Annotated in this window: 14 protein-coding genes; 9 read left to right on the forward strand and 5 right to left on the reverse strand. The window is 43.1% G+C overall.

Going from position 1 to position 16,622, the window contains the following annotated elements:
* Positions 1-127 precede the first annotated feature (127 nt).
* Positions 128-1,036, reverse strand: a complete 909-nt coding sequence (locus ACAY30_RS08900) for a phospholipase A (protein WP_290252136.1) — start codon at positions 1,034-1,036, stop codon at positions 128-130.
* A gap of 104 nt (positions 1,037-1,140) precedes the next feature.
* On the reverse strand, positions 1,141-2,973 hold the full coding sequence (locus ACAY30_RS08905) for an SLC13 family permease (protein WP_290252135.1): 1,833 nt from the start codon (positions 2,971-2,973) through the stop codon (positions 1,141-1,143).
* Between the two features lie 439 nt (positions 2,974-3,412).
* Here ACAY30_RS08905 and nrdB point away from each other — a divergent pair, with 439 nt between their 5' ends.
* The 7 genes from nrdB (at position 3,413) to ACAY30_RS08940 (ending at position 9,425) form a co-directional block, all read left to right on the forward strand.
* Positions 3,413-4,543: a class Ia ribonucleoside-diphosphate reductase subunit beta gene (nrdB, locus tag ACAY30_RS08910; protein WP_290252134.1), complete on the forward strand. Its 1,131-nt coding sequence runs from the start codon at positions 3,413-3,415 to the stop codon at positions 4,541-4,543.
* A gap of 64 nt (positions 4,544-4,607) precedes the next feature.
* Positions 4,608-4,820 carry a class I ribonucleotide reductase maintenance protein YfaE gene (yfaE, locus tag ACAY30_RS08915; protein ID WP_290252144.1) on the forward strand — a complete coding sequence of 71 codons (213 nt, stop codon included), beginning with the start codon at positions 4,608-4,610 and terminating at the stop codon, positions 4,818-4,820.
* A 104-nt stretch (positions 4,821-4,924) separates the two neighbouring features.
* Positions 4,925-5,404, forward strand: a complete 480-nt coding sequence (locus ACAY30_RS08920; protein WP_290252133.1) for an acyl-CoA thioesterase — start codon at positions 4,925-4,927, stop codon at positions 5,402-5,404.
* 121 nt (positions 5,405-5,525) lie between these two features.
* On the forward strand, positions 5,526-6,806 hold the full coding sequence (locus ACAY30_RS08925) for a retropepsin-like aspartic protease (protein ID WP_290252132.1): 1,281 nt from the start codon (positions 5,526-5,528) through the stop codon (positions 6,804-6,806).
* Positions 6,807-7,099: 293 nt separating this feature from the next.
* On the forward strand, positions 7,100-7,522 hold the full coding sequence (locus ACAY30_RS08930; protein WP_290252131.1) for a YeeE/YedE family protein: 423 nt from the start codon (positions 7,100-7,102) through the stop codon (positions 7,520-7,522).
* Position 7,523: 1 nt separating this feature from the next.
* A complete protein-coding gene (locus ACAY30_RS08935; protein ID WP_290252130.1) occupies positions 7,524-7,961 on the forward strand; it encodes a YeeE/YedE family protein in 438 nt (145 codons plus the stop codon).
* Between the two features lie 789 nt (positions 7,962-8,750).
* Complete coding sequence (locus ACAY30_RS08940) at positions 8,751-9,425, forward strand: NAD(P)H-binding protein (protein ID WP_290252129.1); 675 nt, start codon at positions 8,751-8,753, stop codon at positions 9,423-9,425.
* Positions 9,426-9,619: 194 nt separating this feature from the next.
* Here ACAY30_RS08940 and ACAY30_RS08945 read toward each other — a convergent pair whose 3' ends face one another.
* Complete coding sequence (locus tag ACAY30_RS08945; protein WP_290252128.1) at positions 9,620-10,456, reverse strand: alpha/beta hydrolase; 837 nt, start codon at positions 10,454-10,456, stop codon at positions 9,620-9,622.
* An 846-nt stretch (positions 10,457-11,302) separates the two neighbouring features.
* Between ACAY30_RS08945 and ACAY30_RS08950 the strand changes: the two genes are divergently transcribed.
* Together ACAY30_RS08950 and ACAY30_RS08955 are read left to right on the forward strand one after the other, a co-directional pair.
* A complete protein-coding gene (locus tag ACAY30_RS08950) occupies positions 11,303-12,463 on the forward strand; it encodes an IS256 family transposase (RefSeq protein ID WP_371189880.1) in 1,161 nt (386 codons plus the stop codon).
* 403 nt (positions 12,464-12,866) lie between these two features.
* Complete coding sequence (locus ACAY30_RS08955) at positions 12,867-13,028, forward strand: hypothetical protein (RefSeq protein WP_290251037.1); 162 nt, start codon at positions 12,867-12,869, stop codon at positions 13,026-13,028.
* A gap of 187 nt (positions 13,029-13,215) precedes the next feature.
* Here ACAY30_RS08955 and ACAY30_RS08960 read toward each other — a convergent pair whose 3' ends face one another.
* Both ACAY30_RS08960 and zipA read right to left on the reverse strand, forming a co-directional pair.
* Entirely contained in the window at positions 13,216-15,159 is a 1,944-nt protein-coding gene (locus ACAY30_RS08960; protein ID WP_290251038.1) for a BRCT domain-containing protein, read from the reverse strand.
* 157 nt (positions 15,160-15,316) lie between these two features.
* Positions 15,317-16,618 (reverse strand): cell division protein ZipA, encoded by a 1,302-nt coding sequence (gene zipA, locus ACAY30_RS08965; RefSeq protein ID WP_290251039.1) that lies wholly within the window; start codon positions 16,616-16,618, stop codon positions 15,317-15,319.
* Positions 16,619-16,622: the final 4 nt, after the last annotated feature.

A 16,622-nucleotide genomic window follows, 5' to 3' on the forward strand; every position in this document is an offset into this window, starting at 1 on the left:
GGCGCCTTTTCAGCTTGTTATTATTATGATTTTCGCGCGCTATACTGCCAATAAACAAATGACTTGGCAAATACAGGTAACGCCTTAATTACCAATCAATAATTAGCAGCACATGAGATAGTAGTGACTAAAAATCCGAATCTAACATGATCCCTATGCCAATGCGTTGTTGGTTGTGGTCATAGTCAATCATACTCTCGCCGTAGCCAGTAAAGTACTGTAAGTAACCTCGCAGACCGCTGCCAAGTGGAAAGCTTAAGCCTAATTCAACAGCCCCTTTGTGAGTCGACAAATTATTTCTAATCACCATTTCCATACCAACATCGTAGACCGCATACTGCAATTGCAATTGATAATGGCCCATGTAATCGCCAATATCGGGGTTGTCATCACCTTTGGGATCATCGGGACTTTCTTTTTCATCCTCTGGTAATCGATACCAAGGTCTAAAATAGGCTTTAAATAGCCCATGTGTGTAAATCACTTCACCGTAAATTCGGTTCCAACTGCGGCTGATCACTTGCGAGCGACCGTTCGACTGATGCTCTACCCCAAGTCCCAAAGTAACGTTGCCATCAAACGGCTGCCAACCAATGGGCAGGCGATAAAAAAACTCTGGCTGGTAATTGGTTTCCCTAAATGGTTTTGAGATCTCATCGGCATATATTTGCCACCAAGATTGAATGGTCATTCCAAAATGAAAACTGTCGTTATCAACCAAAAAGCCCGGATTAAACAGTGGAAACTTCACACTTAACTGATATTTCGCCTCAATATCTTTAAATTCGTCTCCCGACAGCGACGGCACGTCTTGGTACGCTTGCTCATTAAAGTTATCGGTGTAGATCAACGGCAGAATATAGTTTTTTTTATGTGCTTGTAAAATGAAGTATACGTTACTGTTACTTGGTGCTCTGTTACTTTGAGCTTGCTCTGCTACGTGCTCATCGCTATCTTGGGCGAGGACAAGGCTAGCATTAGCTAGCATCAATAGTAACATCACAAAAAGCTTAGGTAAGTTAGTATAAATAGACATAGTGTTTAATAAATCATCTTTGCTCAACGAGTAAATTTAAGGGCGTTATAACACGTACAACAAGCGCGCTGACATAAAAACCTAGCACAGGCTGTATGTACTTGTTACAAGTACATGACAGTCAAGGTAAACGACAATATCACCCACATAAGAATGCTCAATGGAATACCTACTTTCATAAAATCAGAAAAGTGGTAGCCACCAGCATTCATCACTAACAGGTTGGTTTTATATGCCATTGGGGTGGCATAACTCAAATTAGCACCAAACAATACCGCAAGCACAAACGGCTCAGGTGGTGCTCCTAATTGTTGGGCAACCGATATGGCAATTGGTGTTCCGATAACGGCCGCCGCGTTGTTTGAAACGATGTTGGTTAATATGGCTAGCAATAACATAAGCGCCGCTAACACGCCGCCAGTGGGCAGCGGCGACGACATCACCACAAATACCTCCGCTAAGTATTGTGCTCCTCCCGTTTCCATCATCGCGTTACCCAAGGCTAATGAGGCGGCAACAATGAGAATAACTTGCGTACTTAACGAGTTAGCAACGTCTTGCCAATTTAAACAGCGCGTTGCGAGCAACATCAATACGCCGACGATGGAACTGATCACAATAGGAAGCACATCGAGTACTGGCAATATGACCACGCCACATAAAATCGCCAGTGATAGTGGCGCTTTTCGGGTGTGAGTCAGCTTAGCAGCGCCATCAACAACTAATATGCCCTGCTGAGTTTTCAATTTTTCAATTTGTTCAACATCACCTTGAACCAATAAGATATCGCCGATGTTTAACGGTACTGTGCCAATGGTTTGACGGCCTATTTCCATGGCTTTACCGTCTCGGTGTAAAGCAATAACCGACAAACCATATTCGTGGGCAAAGTTGACACTTTTCAACGTTCGCCCAATTAAGCCGGAGCCTAGGATGACCACGATTTCAGCGAGCATTTGCGAGCCCGGCTCGAGCGGATGATCGGCATCGAGTTTGTGTTTACCTGAATACAAGGTAGTCTTGAGCACGCGCTCGTATTCCTTGAGCCGATCGGGATAGTCTCTAACCTGCAGTCTATCGCCTGGGCGAATCAGTGTATCGGGCAGTGGCACAAGTTTGTGGTTATCCTCACCGCGCTGAATACTTTGAATGCGCAATTGACCATCGGTGAGTTTTATCACCTCAGCAATGGTCTTATCGGCGGCTAAACTGGCTTCTGTGACACTCAAATAGGCGCTGAATAAACGCGGCGACGTATCTGGCATACTGGCTTCGCGTTTGGGTAAGATCCGCGGTGCTATAAGCCACAAATACAGTATTGCTGCCGATGCAGCGATCAGTGCAGGTACGGCAAAGTCAAACATACCAAAGCGTTTTAAGCCCATATCAAAGGCCACACTAACCACTAATAGATTTGTTGAGGTACCAATAGTCGTCACCATACCGCCAACCAAAGTTGCAAAGCCCATGGGCATCAACATACCACTTGGATCGGTTTTAGTTCGAATTGATACACTGATCAAAATAGGTAGCAATAACACAACGATGGGTGTGTTATTTACAAATGCACTCAATGCACCTGCAATAATGAGGGTAAACAGCAGTGATAATTGCGGGCTGATTTTCCAAAGCTTTGCTAAGCTGCGCCCTATCGGCTCTAATGCGCCAGTGCGAACCAGTGATTGACCAATAATCATCAAAGCACAAACAGTCACTAGCGCTTCATGACCAAACCCCGAAAAAAACGACACCGGCTCGATGACTTTGCCCTGATACTGAAACGGAAACACCGCAAAGAACACCGTTAATACAGCGATGACCGTTAACGATGACGTTTCCAGAGAAATATCATCGCGTTTAAACAGGTATAATGCGCCAAGCGTTAATAGCAATACTACCAATGCATGGTAATTGGGCAAACTCGGAAATATTGCCATGCTCATCATTTTATTGTTAATGGTTTGATCAAGTAATATTCAAGCATAGCCAACTAGTTAACGAAATTGCAACCCTTTATTTGTTACCTAGCGCATTGTTTTCTCATTAGAAAATGCTTACCTCTATGCAGAGTAAAGGGTTAAAACAAAATTACAAAATGCAATCATTTTAGTTTTTATTTTTCACGTTTTTTGTGTAGAAACAGCGCTACATTTGGTGTTATTATCCCATTATAAGCCACCATATATTGTGTAGTGCGGTGGTTTCGCACCATGTAAGGTACTCTTGAAGCCAGAGAAATAGCCGGCTTTATCGTTTCTATTAACGGCAGCGGTATCGCACTAAGCAAAATAAAAACGCCTGGATTTGAGCTGGCAGAGAATAAAGAATTTAATACTGTTTACCACGGCATATGAAACAGTATTGAAAGGAGAAATAATGTCGTACTCAACTTTTAATCAAACCAAAAACAACCCACTACTTGAACCAATGTTTTTGGGACAAACGGTAAACGTATCGCGTTACGATCAACAAAAGCATCCAATTTTTGAGAAGCTTATTGAAAAGCAATTGAGCTTTTTCTGGCGACCTGAAGAAGTTGATATCTCTAAAGATCGCGCCGACTGGCAGTCGTTAACACAAAGTGAGCAACACATCTTTATTTCTAACTTAAAGTACCAAACTCTGCTTGATTCTATTGCTGCGCGCAGTGTTAACGTGTGTTTGTTACCTTTGGTCTCAATCCCTGAGTTAGAAACGTGGATCGAGACATGGGGTTTCTACGAAACCATTCACTCGCGTTCTTACACTCATATTTTGCGCAACCTGTTTACCGATCCGAGTGCGGTTTTCGACGACATCGTCATTAATGAAAACATCATTAATCGCGCCAGCTCTATTAGTCTGTACTTCGACCGATTAATTTTATTGACACAACTGTTTCAATCGCAAGGCGAAGGAACCTACGACATTGATGGCGAACAAGTCGTGGTTAACGTACGAGAAATTAAAAAAGCGCTTTACCGCTCGGTGTGCTCTACCAACGCACTAGAAGCAATTCGCTTTTACGTGTCGTTCGCTTGTTCGTTTGCCTTTGCCGAGCGTGAGTTACTTGAAGGCAATGCCAAAATTATAAAATTAATCGCTCGCGATGAAGCGGTACACTTAACATCTACTCAACACATTCTGAACATTTGGGCCAGTGGTAAAGACGACCCAGAAATGAAAGAAATCAGCGAAGAGTTACATCAAGAAGGTCTAGATATTTTCCTTGATGTTATTCGACAAGAAAAAGAATGGGCTGATTACTTGTTTAAAGATGGCTCAATGATTGGCCTAAATGCGGAAATCTTAAAGCAATACATCGAATACTTATCAAATCAGCGTTTAACCGCTATTGGTTATGCACCTCAGTTTGATATTAAGAGTAACCCGCTGCCCTGGATCAATTCGTATTTAACCAGTGATAACGTACAAGTTGCCCCGCAAGAAACTGAAATTTCATCCTATCTTGTCGGTCAAACAGACAGCACAGTTGATGCGTCCGACTTTGAAGGCTTTGATATTTAAGCTCTAAACCGTGGGAAAAAAAGTCACTGTTGATGGTCAGGTTGTTGAACAGGCGTTTGACAACCTGATTTACAAAACCACCCTTGAGTACTTAGAAGCTCAGAATATTGATATCCAATATCATTGCCGTGATGGCTTTTGTGGCGCGTGCCGCTGCAATCTGATCCAGGGCGATATCGAGTACGTTAACGGTGAACCCCTCGCCTTTATTCGCGACGGCGAATTTTTACCCTGCTGCTCCATCCCAACATCCGACATTATCATCACCACTGACTAACTGACGGTCAGCTTAGTCTTCTCTCTAAAAAATCTAAGAACTCTCTAGACCACAACGGATTTTGCGGTACACTGTTGTTTACTATGTATTTATCGAGATCTCTTATGGCCGGACCACAACGCGCAATTACCCTTCGCTTTTTAGCAGAACCACAAGACGTCAACTTTGGTGGTAAAGTTCACGGCGGTGCCGTGATGAAATGGATTGATTTGGCCGCTTATGCGTGCGCCGCAGGATGGAGCTCGCGATACTGTGTTACCGCCTATGCTGGTGGTATTCAGTTTGTCTCTCCTATTCACGTTGGTAATTTAGTCGAAGTCGAAGCAAAAGTAGTGTACACCGGCAATACGTCAATGCACATTGCATTAGAGGTACTGGCGTGTGATCCAAAATCGCTATCAAAGCGACTTACCACCCATTGTATTGTGATCATGGTGGCAGTTGATGAAAGTGGCCACCCGGTGAGTATTCCGCAGTGGCAGCCCGTTGAAGAAGACGATATAAAACAACATCAAACGGCGATGAAACTGATGGAAATGCGCAAGACAATTAAACGAGAAATGCAAATTTTTAACCGACCGTAAAGCAACCGCGTCCGGTGTACATCAATGTAATTAAGGCTATTGCAAAAACTCTGTTGGTTTGCCACATTAACAAAACCAATAATATATACATAGTTTTCAACGGCTAAGGGAATCTGAGTCGATGGCAAAAAACAAACTGATTGCGCTACTGCTGCTTGCCCTTGGGGTCTCAGGCTTCATTAACCTGACCTTGCTTAAACGCCAAGTCATACTTGAACAAAAACTCGCTGATGCTAAGGCGAATAACGCAGGAACAGCACGCCTAGTCGCCTTGCCAAATGGCACGAGCGAAGACGCTAACACCTTGCTGTCTGCAAGTGAACCACAACGAAATACGGGACACAACGAACAGCCAACTAGCCAACATAAACACCCAGTAACAACTGATGACTCGCTTTACAGCGACAATCAGCAGGTCAACTTAATGATCGCGAAAGCACAACAGTTTTTTAATAGCTACCGGTTCAGTCAGGCAGTTGATTTATACGCCAGCATTAATGACCTACAACCACAAACCGCTGAGCAGTTAAAGCACAATTGGCTCGCTGAGTGCCAAACGATGATTGAGCAAAATCGCCTCAATATCGCTTCCGATTTTATTGATGCGATGCTTCACCTGCAACCGTTTGAGTATCACAGCAGCTTACTGCAACTGACGCTGTGGCAAAAGCAAGGTCGAGATTTGCAAGTTTTGCAGCGCTTAATCGACCTTGAACTCAACGAATTCGACGCCGAGCGCAAGCAAGCATTGAGCAGCCACATAGACCGCGTTTATCACCATTGGTCAGCGCGGGTTATCGATCGTCAAAACTGGCGCTTATTAATAGAGCAAACGGAACGTCTATTAGCTCAACGGGGATTGCAAATAGATTATATTGTCAACTTGGTCAATGGCTACCTGCAACTCGACGACGCACATACGGCGCTGTCTTATTTACAACAAATTGAATACCTAGCCGATGCTCAAACGCAATACCAACAATTGCAACAGCGCATAGAGCAGAGGTTGCGCGGCAATGAAGGTATCCCGCTAATTGCCGATCGAGATCACCTATTGGTGGATACGACCATCAATAACGCGCTATCAACACGGCTGATGATCGACACCGGCGCCTCATTAACAGTGATCTCTGAGCGCACCTACGCACAGCTCACTCGGCATACTGAAATCCCCGCTCATAGAGAGATGATGATCCGAACCGCATCAGGTGAAGTAGAGGCGTTTAGTATCATCGTCGAGCAATTTGCCATTGGCCCATGGCAAGTGCGTGATTTGGAGGTAGTGGTTATGCCACTGACTAATATGACCAAAACTGACGGGTTATTGGGAATGAACTTTCTCAGACAGTTTGTATTTAACATCGATCAACAACAAGACTTACTGTTTTTACAGGCAAAGTAAACCTCGCCTTTTAGCAATTGCGCTAATTCAACTGACTACTGTCAGCGAGGTCTGTTGCGCGGTGATTAAGAGAGCCACTGAACCGTGCAAATATCGGCATTTTGACTATAGTTGCGGTTAAATCCTATGTTGCACGCCCTAGCTCGACTCGTATTGCTAAATCCACAACATAGACAAAGGTTATGATATACAACAAATGGGTATTGATAGACGATACCTAAAATCTCATTGCTGTGTTATAAAGCGCGTCTACACCCATTGCATACTGTATTTACTTGAGATGAGGAAACCAAATGACTGAATTTACGCCATACACCGCACTTATTGGCGGTGCAATACTTGGCTTTGCGTCAATTATGTTACTGCTACTGATCGGTAAAACGGCAGGGATTTCCGGTATTTTCGCCGATACCTTCAGCCGCTTCCCCATCCGCATTAGTTGGCAATTGTTTTTTGTTTTAGGAATTATATGCGGACCGATCGTCGCTGCGTTTTTCGGTTTTCATTTACCATCTTCGATTGACTTGTCTTGGTCTCAAATTATCGTTGGGGGCCTGTTAGTCGGGTTTGGCGTTAATTATGGCTCGGGTTGTACCAGTGGTCACGGAATATGCGGCATGGGCCGATTCTCTAAACGTTCAATTATTGCAACGTTGATCTTTATGGGTTTTGGCGTCGCCACCGTATTTATCATGCGCCATGTTATAGGAGGTTAAAATGCCGTCACAGCCATCAAATTTCATTATCAACACGATTGCCTTTTTATGTGGCCTGCTGTTTGCTATTGGATTAACCATTTCGCAAATGGTCAACCCAAATAAAGTATTAAATTTTCTCGACCTATTTGGCACTTTTGACGCAAGTTTAGCTCTGGTCATGGTTGGAGCGTTGACCGTGTTTTGCGCTGTTTACTGGCTGATCATCAAACGTCGACAAAAACCGATTATCACTGACGAATTTAGCGTGAGTAACAAAACAAAAATTGATCAGCGATTGATTATCGGTAGTGCCATCTTTGGTATCGGCTGGGGAATAAGTGGTATTTGTCCTGGACCGGCGCTGGCCAACATAATCTCGGGTCACGATAAGATACTGGCCTTTATATTAATGATGTTAGTCGGTGTACTACTGTCGAAAAAAGTAAAGCAATATTAAACAAACGCGCTAAATTAGCAGGTTGCTAAACAAGCCTATCAAGAGTGCGATTGTCGGTGACTGACAGTCATTCTCGAGCCGATATCACACTCTTTATTAAAATGCACGTTTTTTCTGTTGATAACTCGTTGGGTAAATCCCCCCTCACTGCATAACTATTCATTTGAAAGTTTTTTTGATCGACCTACAAATAAACTTTCAAATCCACTCTGGCAACGGCTTTTCACACAGACTCCCCACTGTGCTAAGACAAAGCCAACAGGGATTGTGACAGCGCCCTTTGCTGCCCATTGGTTTCATCCTGACATTCAATATTACTAATATATACAAGGGTATGAGACACATTAGTTGCGTTTACTAAGTGTTTTAAAGAGAGGTATTTCAACATCGCTATTATCTGCTGATAAAAAAGCTATTTGTCAATTTAATGCCATATTCGACTGCTATTCACTCTGTTCTGTTTACGCGTTAACTCGACCGACTTTCACCGGCTAAATATTGGAAAAAACCCTGTGGATAACTTTGTTTATAATTTCAAACCTTTTATCAATTAAGGGCTGTAAGGTGAGGAATATTTAACATTACAATAGTTTTAAAATATTTCACCCGACTTTCAGCACGAAATGTCAGGTTATTTTACACATTAGCAAAGTTTTACACAAAAACAGTGGATAACTTTTTCTACCCCCGACTATACCTGCACTATAGATTTGCAAGTGTTTTTTTTATATTTTTTTATTAAGATAAAAACGTCTTATATAAACTCAAATTATAATCGAGCAGATATTTATGAAACATACTACGGTCGCCATTTTTGGCGCCTCAGGACTTACCGGCAGTAAGTTATTACAACGATTGCTTAGCGACCCTAACACCAACCATATCACCGCTTTTGTGCGACAAAAATTGCCCGTGTCGCCCGCCAAATTAACGCAGCTTATTACCGATTTTAACGATACAAGTGAGCTACACAAGGCGCTGAACGATATCGATTGTGTGTATTGTTGTTTGGGTAGCACATTAAAGCAAGCGGGATCAAAGCGTCAGTTTTACCACATTGATGTGACCCTGATCAGTGACATTGCAAAGCAATGTGAACAGGCTAACGTTGGCCACTTTGTGGTGATATCAAGTATTGGTGCTAAACCAAACGGCCGATCGTTCTATACTCGGTGTAAAGGACAAATGGAAACGGCGGTAAGCAACACTCAGCTCCAAAACGTAACCATAGTGAGGCCATCGCTTTTGATAGGTGAACGAGCACAATTTCGATTAGCAGAGAGTATTGGCATAACCGTGAATCGTTACTTTGGCGGCTTATTTGGCTCGACATTAAAAAAGTACCAACCAATTGACGCTGAGGATTTAGCCAAAGCAATGCATCGGATAGGCGCTGAAGATAATCAATCAAAGCGACGGATAATAGAAAATGACACACTGCACGATATTGCCAACGCGACCTAACCTGCGTCCATCGTAATGTGACTTACCGTACGAGGTAATTTAGACCACCGGCTTATCATGGTTGCTCTTTTTAAGTGTGTTAACTGTGGTCGATTAAGCCGCCACACAGTGCTTGCGATATCAGTCAGGCTCGATAACTGAACCTGTGTCACCTTGCTTCAACGTGTTGAATATTTGCGTATTTGAGTGAAGGGTTATTCTGTTAAACCGTACAGCCAGACAATTGCTTGTTTGAACTCGCTCTGCCAGAAGCCTTCGTTGTGTTTACCTTGGCTAACGACTTTTGCATGCACCGCTGACGTATTAGGTAACGACTGTTTTAATAGTTCTGCCATTGCTCGCATATCAGATTCCATGTTCTCCCCCTCTTGCCCGCCTACCAATAGGTATAATCGACTCTGTTCAACGTTAACGGCGTTGTGACGGGTAAATGCCCATACCTTATCACTGTACCAGTACGATGGTGAAAACAAGCCAGCCTTAGAAAAAGTATCTGGGTAGGCAATTAAGGCATAGTGACTAATAAGTGCGCCTAATGAGCTGCCCAAAATAGCCGTATTAGCTTTATCGGATTTGGTTCGATAATGCTGATCGATATAGGGTTTTATCGTCGTCACTAAATCGGCAACAAACTGTTTTCCTTCGCCTCGACCATATTGTGCATGGGTCCAAGGGCTGTATTCATTTATGCGAAACTTAGGGCTGTTATCGATACCGACAACAATGACTTCAAACCCTGTGGTGCTATACAACTGTTCGAGTGTTTCATCGACTTCCCACTCGCCAGCATATGACGTTTTCTCGTCAAATAGATTCTGGGCATCATGCATATACAACACTGGGTAGTGTGTGTCGCTCGTACGGTATGACGGTGGTAAGTAAATTCGCAACGTCCTATTGCGTTGCAATGAAGGCAAGGTGACGGCGTCTTGCTCGATAACAATATTGGCTGTATTGGATGCTTCGCCATCATGTGGGCTTAAGATCATTAATAAAATAAGCGATAACAGTAATAGGGGACGTGATTTCATGGTCAATACATTTTCGTGTCTATGGGCTTATCAAACAGCAAGTTAATGTTTAAATCAAGCGAAAGGTTATAACTTCACAAAAGACTAGCAGGAGTCGATATCCGTTTCGGTTTAGCTGTCAGAACAAACACACTGTGTAATCCGGTGCTAATGCAGCAGAGTACTCGCAGCTATAAAGTAAAAAGGAAAGCTTAAACCAAGCCGTTTACTGAGGTGGAGGTTTTAGCTAGCTAAAATACCATGTGTGTAGCACGCACGTGACCGCCTGTTGTGTGCCATTCAAAGTCGCTCACATAATTAGAAACAATTCAGCGTCATCCCATCATGCTTTTGGATGGGATCTCCTTCAATTTCGATGTGCCTTGACCGGCAGCTTTGTGCCATTTTCTGCCGTTCAGAATTTAAGTTACGGAAAGGTTTATTATGTGAAGTGTAACTACCGCAGAAAAATTTATTCCAAATAACTTCCAAAACCTAGACTTTTCTTTTGGAACAGCTTTGTTATCCCACTTAGTATTTGGGTAGAGATATTCAACAACCCCCATATAAATTAACGGCACTGCAAATAAGGACACCATATAAATTAAGACTTCATGGTCTGGTTGCCCCTTGTATAGGAATAAAGGGCCATGGATTGGTACTGTAGCCCATACCCAAAAGAATGCTAATAAAGATAACCTTCTTGGCACAGGTGCTCCATAACTGCATTTACATTTAAAACACTTATTTGGGGAAAATTCCATACCGTCCCACTGAAGTGTGTCCGATTGGACAAATAAAAAAGTCTCTCTTAGTTTAGTTGATAGTTTCGACCAAAAAACATTCAACAAGAAACGGAGAGAGACTATGACTAATTTAACGCTGAATAGTAAACAAATTCAAGCAGCATTGGATTCATTAATCGAAAAGCCTGGTGGTCTGAACCAAGTCTTAGAGTTGGCGCTTAACTCTTTTATGAAAGCTGAGCGTTCAGAGTACCTCAGAAATTCGCAGGGAAATAAGGGAAATGGATTTAGGCCCGTTACAGGATTGGGCATTGGCGAAGCCTTAACTCTACAAGTTCCTCGTGATCGGCTAAACCAATTTAAGCCTTGGATCCTCAATGTAATGAGAGAGCAAAGTGATACGTTAAATGAGCTTTGTTTTGAACTTTACGCAAAGGGGTTAACAACCCGAGATATCGAATCTGTAACCGAATCCATTTATGGTCAAAAGCTCTCTCGAAGTGCGGTATCACGCATCACCAAAAGTCTTTATAAAGAAATGGAGGACTTCAGAAAGCAGAAGCTGTGCGAGTACTATCCCATCATTTATCTTGATGCGACATTTATCAAAACAAAGCGTGAAACAGTTTCTAGTGAAGCCTATTACATTGTGCTGGCCGTTAAGCATGATATGACTCGAGAGGTTATCGGTATCTACAATGCGCCAACCGAATCGGCGTCAAATTGGGATGACATATTATTAGATTTAAAAGAACGTGGCCTTAGACAAATCGATCTCGCTGTAATTGATAACCTATCAGGCTTAGATTCTGCCATAGAACGGCATTATCAATGTCGAATTCAAAAATGTGTTTTGCATTTGAAACGCAACATCTTAAAGAAAGTGAAAAAGTCTCATCGTAGTGATGTTGCTGAGGATTTAAGGTTTGTATTCAACTTAGACGATCAGTCTGATGATCGAGAAGAGTTTCAGATCCGGGCGAAGTGGTTATATGAAAAATGGGGAAAACGATATCCTAGCTTTAAAGTGTTTACAGATGAGCTATACATGCACTATTACGCGACTTATTTGGACTTTGAGCCGATGATCCGAAATATGATTTATACTACCAACTGGATTGAACGATTAAATAAATCATTCAAACGTACACTAAAAATCAGAAACTCAATGCCCAGTGTCAATTCTGTGTTAACCATTCTGAGTAAGGTTGCGTTGGATATGAACCAAACGACTTATCAATATCCAATAAGTCGTTTTGAGAAAAGTAACTTATTTAACTAGAGTGTTTGAAACTGAAATTAAAATAAGAGAGACACACTTTCTGGGACGGTACCGAAAATTCAAAGAAATGCTTTGCTTTAGAATTGATTGCGCCGCAATCAGGACACTCTAGGGATTTAAACATACTAGTTTTTCTAATTCTTAATAGTGAGTATTAAAAAGGTCTGTTTGTAGCTTGTTGATAATTAACCTAAGCGGTTTACGCTTGCAGCACTATTTCTTGTGATTATTTGAAAATGCTCTTACAAATCGATTAGTGAGGAAACCATCTAAAGGCATAAAGACTAAAACTATTGTAAGAAATAGCCATTCAGGTACTTCTTTACTGCGTGCCTCAAAGTATGACGCGGCACCTGCACAGCTAGCAATGAAAGCGCCTAAAGTTCCAAAAAAACAAATTGTAATGAATATTCTATTGGTACTTTTCATCATTCTTTATCGTAATGCAAAAGGTCTGCAAATCGCTCGCAACAGCCGTGCGCCACTGCATTTATTAATCAATAACTTACGCTATATCGCCAACCGACGCAAACGAGCCAAATTTTGGCTGTTCTCTGGCTCTTAAACCATATCCTAATGACTCAAAAGCTTTTGAGAATTAGTAAGACTAACAAAACATAAATCAAACATAGCCTTGTTTTGCCTAATGGTGAAGAGAGTTACGGCTTTAGCTGCGTTCATCAACTAAAGCCGTAACCGACACAGTGCTTTTTTAAAAGGTACTCAGTGTTAATGCTATTAAATGTACTCGTTTATTGGCCGTTAATTAAATCGAGGTATTGTTGCTCGGTTAACACTTCGACGCCTTTGTCGCGAGCTGCATTAATTTTAGTTTCTCCGACCTTGTCACCAGTGATCAAAAAGTTGGTTTTACCCGATACCGACTTAGCCACTTTCGCCCCCAGTGCTTTCGCTTGCTTTTCCATATCGGCGCGACTGCCCTGCTGCATTGAGCCGGTAAAGACAACCACGGCGCCAGCAATAGGTGATTGTAGCGTGTCACTATCCGCCAATTTTACCGTTTCACTAATATTAAAGCCGAGCTCATACACTTTGATAAACTCATCTTTAATGTTGGCTAACCCCTCAACAATGGCTTCGGCGCTAACTTGGGCAAAGCCATCAATTTTTACCATTTCATCAACCGATAGTGACAGCACATCGAGTAAATCGTGGTGTTGAAGCAGTTTTTCACAATTGCCTCCGCCAAGGCGACTGACGCCAAATGCAGACAGAAAACGCCAATCTTCAACGGCTATCTCTCGACTGGCCTGAAGCTGATCTATCAAGTTTTGTGACGTTTTCTCACCAAAGCCAAAACTCATTAAACGACGTGTTGTTAACGCGTAAATGTCGTGAATGTGTTTAACCCCGTATTGGGTAAGTTTTTCAATCACCTTCGGGCCAAAACCGTCGTTATTACCCAGCGTCTTAAAAAAGTGAATTAAGGTGTTTTCAGTTTGCGCTGGGCAATCGCTTTTATTGGGACAGATCAAGTGATCGCCTTCCCACAATAAATGCGATTGACAACTTGGGCAGTTCTCGGGCAATTGCGGCTCAGCCGGCTTGATCACTTGCTCTATTTTAGGAATAACCAATCCACTGCGCACCAATTGCACCACCGCACCAGGACCGATTCGTTTAGTCTTTACCATATTGTAATGATGTACGGTCACACGAGATATCGTGGCACCGCTTAATTTGGTCGGCACAAGCTCAGCAACTGGAGAAATACGCCCAGTACGCGACGTTTGCGCAATAACATTGAGCACCTCGACTTCTGCCGATTCCTCATTGACCTTAAACGCTATTTGCCATCGGTGATTGCGACGCGTTGCTCCCATGTGTTGCTTGATTGCCTCATTGGTGGTCTCTAAGATCACCCCGTCGATGTCAAAGTCGACGGCTTGCCACATTTGCTCGACAATGGCGTCGAAATTTTCAATGACCGCTGAATAGTGATCAGTGTGATTTGTCAATAAAGCAAAGGGGTAAAATACACAGGCGCCGTCATCAATTGCCTGCTGTACATTTTTATCGACTTTTTTCTCGGCAATAATCGCCGCTTGAATGTTGCGCGAGTTTTCAAAGAACTCACTTAGCACCTTGTCGAAATAACTTTTTTTGATCACAATTTCGCCAGGCCCTAAACCGCGCTCGCCGTGGTCAGCGACTTGCAGGCCGCGTTCAAATGCTCGGCTAATGTCTTGCCCGCGGAAACCGTCTCCACGGGTATACAGCGTGGTTCCATCATCATACGCAGCGTAGCCATCGAGTTTTGGCGTCACTCTTATTTGAATGTCTTTTTTATCGACATTAATTTCCTCGGCGGCCTTTAAAATTCGCTTTATCCATTTCTCAATTTCCGCCAACGAATAGGCCTTTTCTGTTGATAGCATACGCTGTGGCAGCTCCACGGTTTTCGCTTCTGCTAACACTTCAGGTTCAACTTGATGCAAGTACGGATGTGATGCATCGATATCTTGTAACATGGCAATGTACAAGTCATATTGGCTGTCACTGATCACCGGTTGACCTGCGCGATACAGAGCATTAGCAGCTTCTAACACCTGCAGTAGCTCGGTCTCGTTTAACGTTGGTAGACTGAATAAATGACGCAATTGTTCAGCGTCAACCGGCTGCTCAAGTTGCTTTAATATGGCTAATTGCTGTTCAGTAAAACTGACATCTATCATGATAGTTAATCCTCTGTACGCAAAAGTCGACGACGTATAAAGTGCGTTTGTGAAAATCGTGCGCCCCTACTGGTGATTGTAGCGAGTGTACGCACGCATCAAAAATGGGGTTGATATAGGCTAAAAAGCCCCTTGCGGGGCTTGACTATTGACTTGCTTAATAACCAGCAAGTCGTGCTTTGCGGTCAAACTCGCGAATTTTACTGATGTAATGTTGCTCGGTTTGACGGGTCATAACACTGCGTTGACCATCAAGTACTCTGCCGCCAAATTCAGCCGCTATTTGCTTGGCAGCATTTAACATTTGACTAAATACCGTCTGTGGGTCGGCGGCATTCGGTAAAGTCATAAACATGGTGATACCACGAGTTGAGAACTGCTCCATATTGTCTAAATCAAACGTTCCAGGGTTAACCATATTCGCTACCGAGAACGTCACTTGGCCATTGCCGGCGTTGTCTTGATGGCGATGGAAAATATTCATCTCACCATACTTTAAACCTAAGGTTAAAAAGCAGGGTAACAATTCAGCACCGCTAATTTCGCGGTTTTGGGGCATCTCTACCGATAACGCCAATACTTCTTGTTCAAGTGGTGGTTGCTTGGTTTGTTCTTGCTGCTCAAAGTCAAAATCGATTTGCTCGCGTTTGCTAGGCGTTGTCACTTTCACATCCGTTGCTGACGAATACTTTGCCTCGTGCGCACTGATAGTTGGTTTGATTGTTTCCAGGTCGTCAACATCGTGCTGACCTGCGCTTGCAGATGACACACTCGGTTGCACTTTTTGCTCAGATATGGCGTGTTCAGATACCGTGTGCTCAATATCTCGGTCGGCAACCAACAGCTGATCATCAAAACTGGTTTGCTGTTCAAAGGCGGTGTATCGATTGTCGCTGCGCTGATTTGTCGATTGCTTCATCACCGGAGGGTTTTGTTCAAAATCGTTAAACTGAGCAAATAAGTCTTCGGTATCCAAATCCTCGGTAATTAACTCCTCAACGGATTCTTTTTGCGCTACGACCTGTTCATCGCTTGGGCTGAGTGAATCTTTCCCGCTTGGCTTAGCCGTTACTGTCGCGCTATGGGCAGCAGCTACTCGACTGTCTTGCTGTTGCACCAGCTCATTAACGTCATCTAGTGACGGTGCTTGTGCATACAAATCGTCTTCACTGGTCATTGGTGGCGTCTGACCCCGCATTGCCTGCAATGTCTCTTCACTGGCCTTAGATACCGGTTGGTCAAGGTGAATAGGTTTGGGGATACCAACGCCAAACTGGTCTAAGCCATCATCGCCAAACTCACGTTCTGGTAAATTAGGATCTGGCTCCTCGACTTTTGCCGATTTCAACTTGATTGGGTTTTTGCCGCCTTTGTGAATTTTGCGACGTCCGTTGACATAAATCGCGATAATAACGACAACACTTATAATTATTAATATATCTCTGAAACTTAATTCCATTACC

The organism is Thalassotalea ponticola (assembly GCF_041379045.1).
Classification (GTDB): Bacteria; Pseudomonadota; Gammaproteobacteria; order Enterobacterales; family Alteromonadaceae; genus Thalassotalea_A; species Thalassotalea_A ponticola.

Coding starts and splice junctions, on each gene's coding strand:
- ACAY30_RS08900 (WP_290252136.1), bottom strand. CDS start 1,036: ATGTCTATTTATACTAACTTACCTAAGCTTTTTGTGATGTTACTATTG.
- ACAY30_RS08905 (WP_290252135.1), bottom strand. CDS start 2,973: ATGGCAATATTTCCGAGTTTGCCCAATTACCATGCATTGGTAGTATTG.
- nrdB (WP_290252134.1), top strand. CDS start 3,413: ATGTCGTACTCAACTTTTAATCAAACCAAAAACAACCCACTACTTGAA.
- ACAY30_RS08920 (WP_290252133.1), top strand. CDS start 4,925: ATGGCCGGACCACAACGCGCAATTACCCTTCGCTTTTTAGCAGAACCA.
- ACAY30_RS08925 (WP_290252132.1), top strand. CDS start 5,526: ATGGCAAAAAACAAACTGATTGCGCTACTGCTGCTTGCCCTTGGGGTC.
- ACAY30_RS08930 (WP_290252131.1), top strand. CDS start 7,100: ATGACTGAATTTACGCCATACACCGCACTTATTGGCGGTGCAATACTT.
- ACAY30_RS08935 (WP_290252130.1), top strand. CDS start 7,524: ATGCCGTCACAGCCATCAAATTTCATTATCAACACGATTGCCTTTTTA.
- ACAY30_RS08940 (WP_290252129.1), top strand. CDS start 8,751: ATGAAACATACTACGGTCGCCATTTTTGGCGCCTCAGGACTTACCGGC.
- ACAY30_RS08945 (WP_290252128.1), bottom strand. CDS start 10,456: ATGAAATCACGTCCCCTATTACTGTTATCGCTTATTTTATTAATGATC.
- ACAY30_RS08950 (WP_371189880.1), top strand. CDS start 11,303: ATGACTAATTTAACGCTGAATAGTAAACAAATTCAAGCAGCATTGGAT.
- ACAY30_RS08955 (WP_290251037.1), top strand. CDS start 12,867: ATGAATATTCTATTGGTACTTTTCATCATTCTTTATCGTAATGCAAAA.
- ACAY30_RS08960 (WP_290251038.1), bottom strand. CDS start 15,159: ATGATAGATGTCAGTTTTACTGAACAGCAATTAGCCATATTAAAGCAA.
- zipA (WP_290251039.1), bottom strand. CDS start 16,618: ATGGAATTAAGTTTCAGAGATATATTAATAATTATAAGTGTTGTCGTT.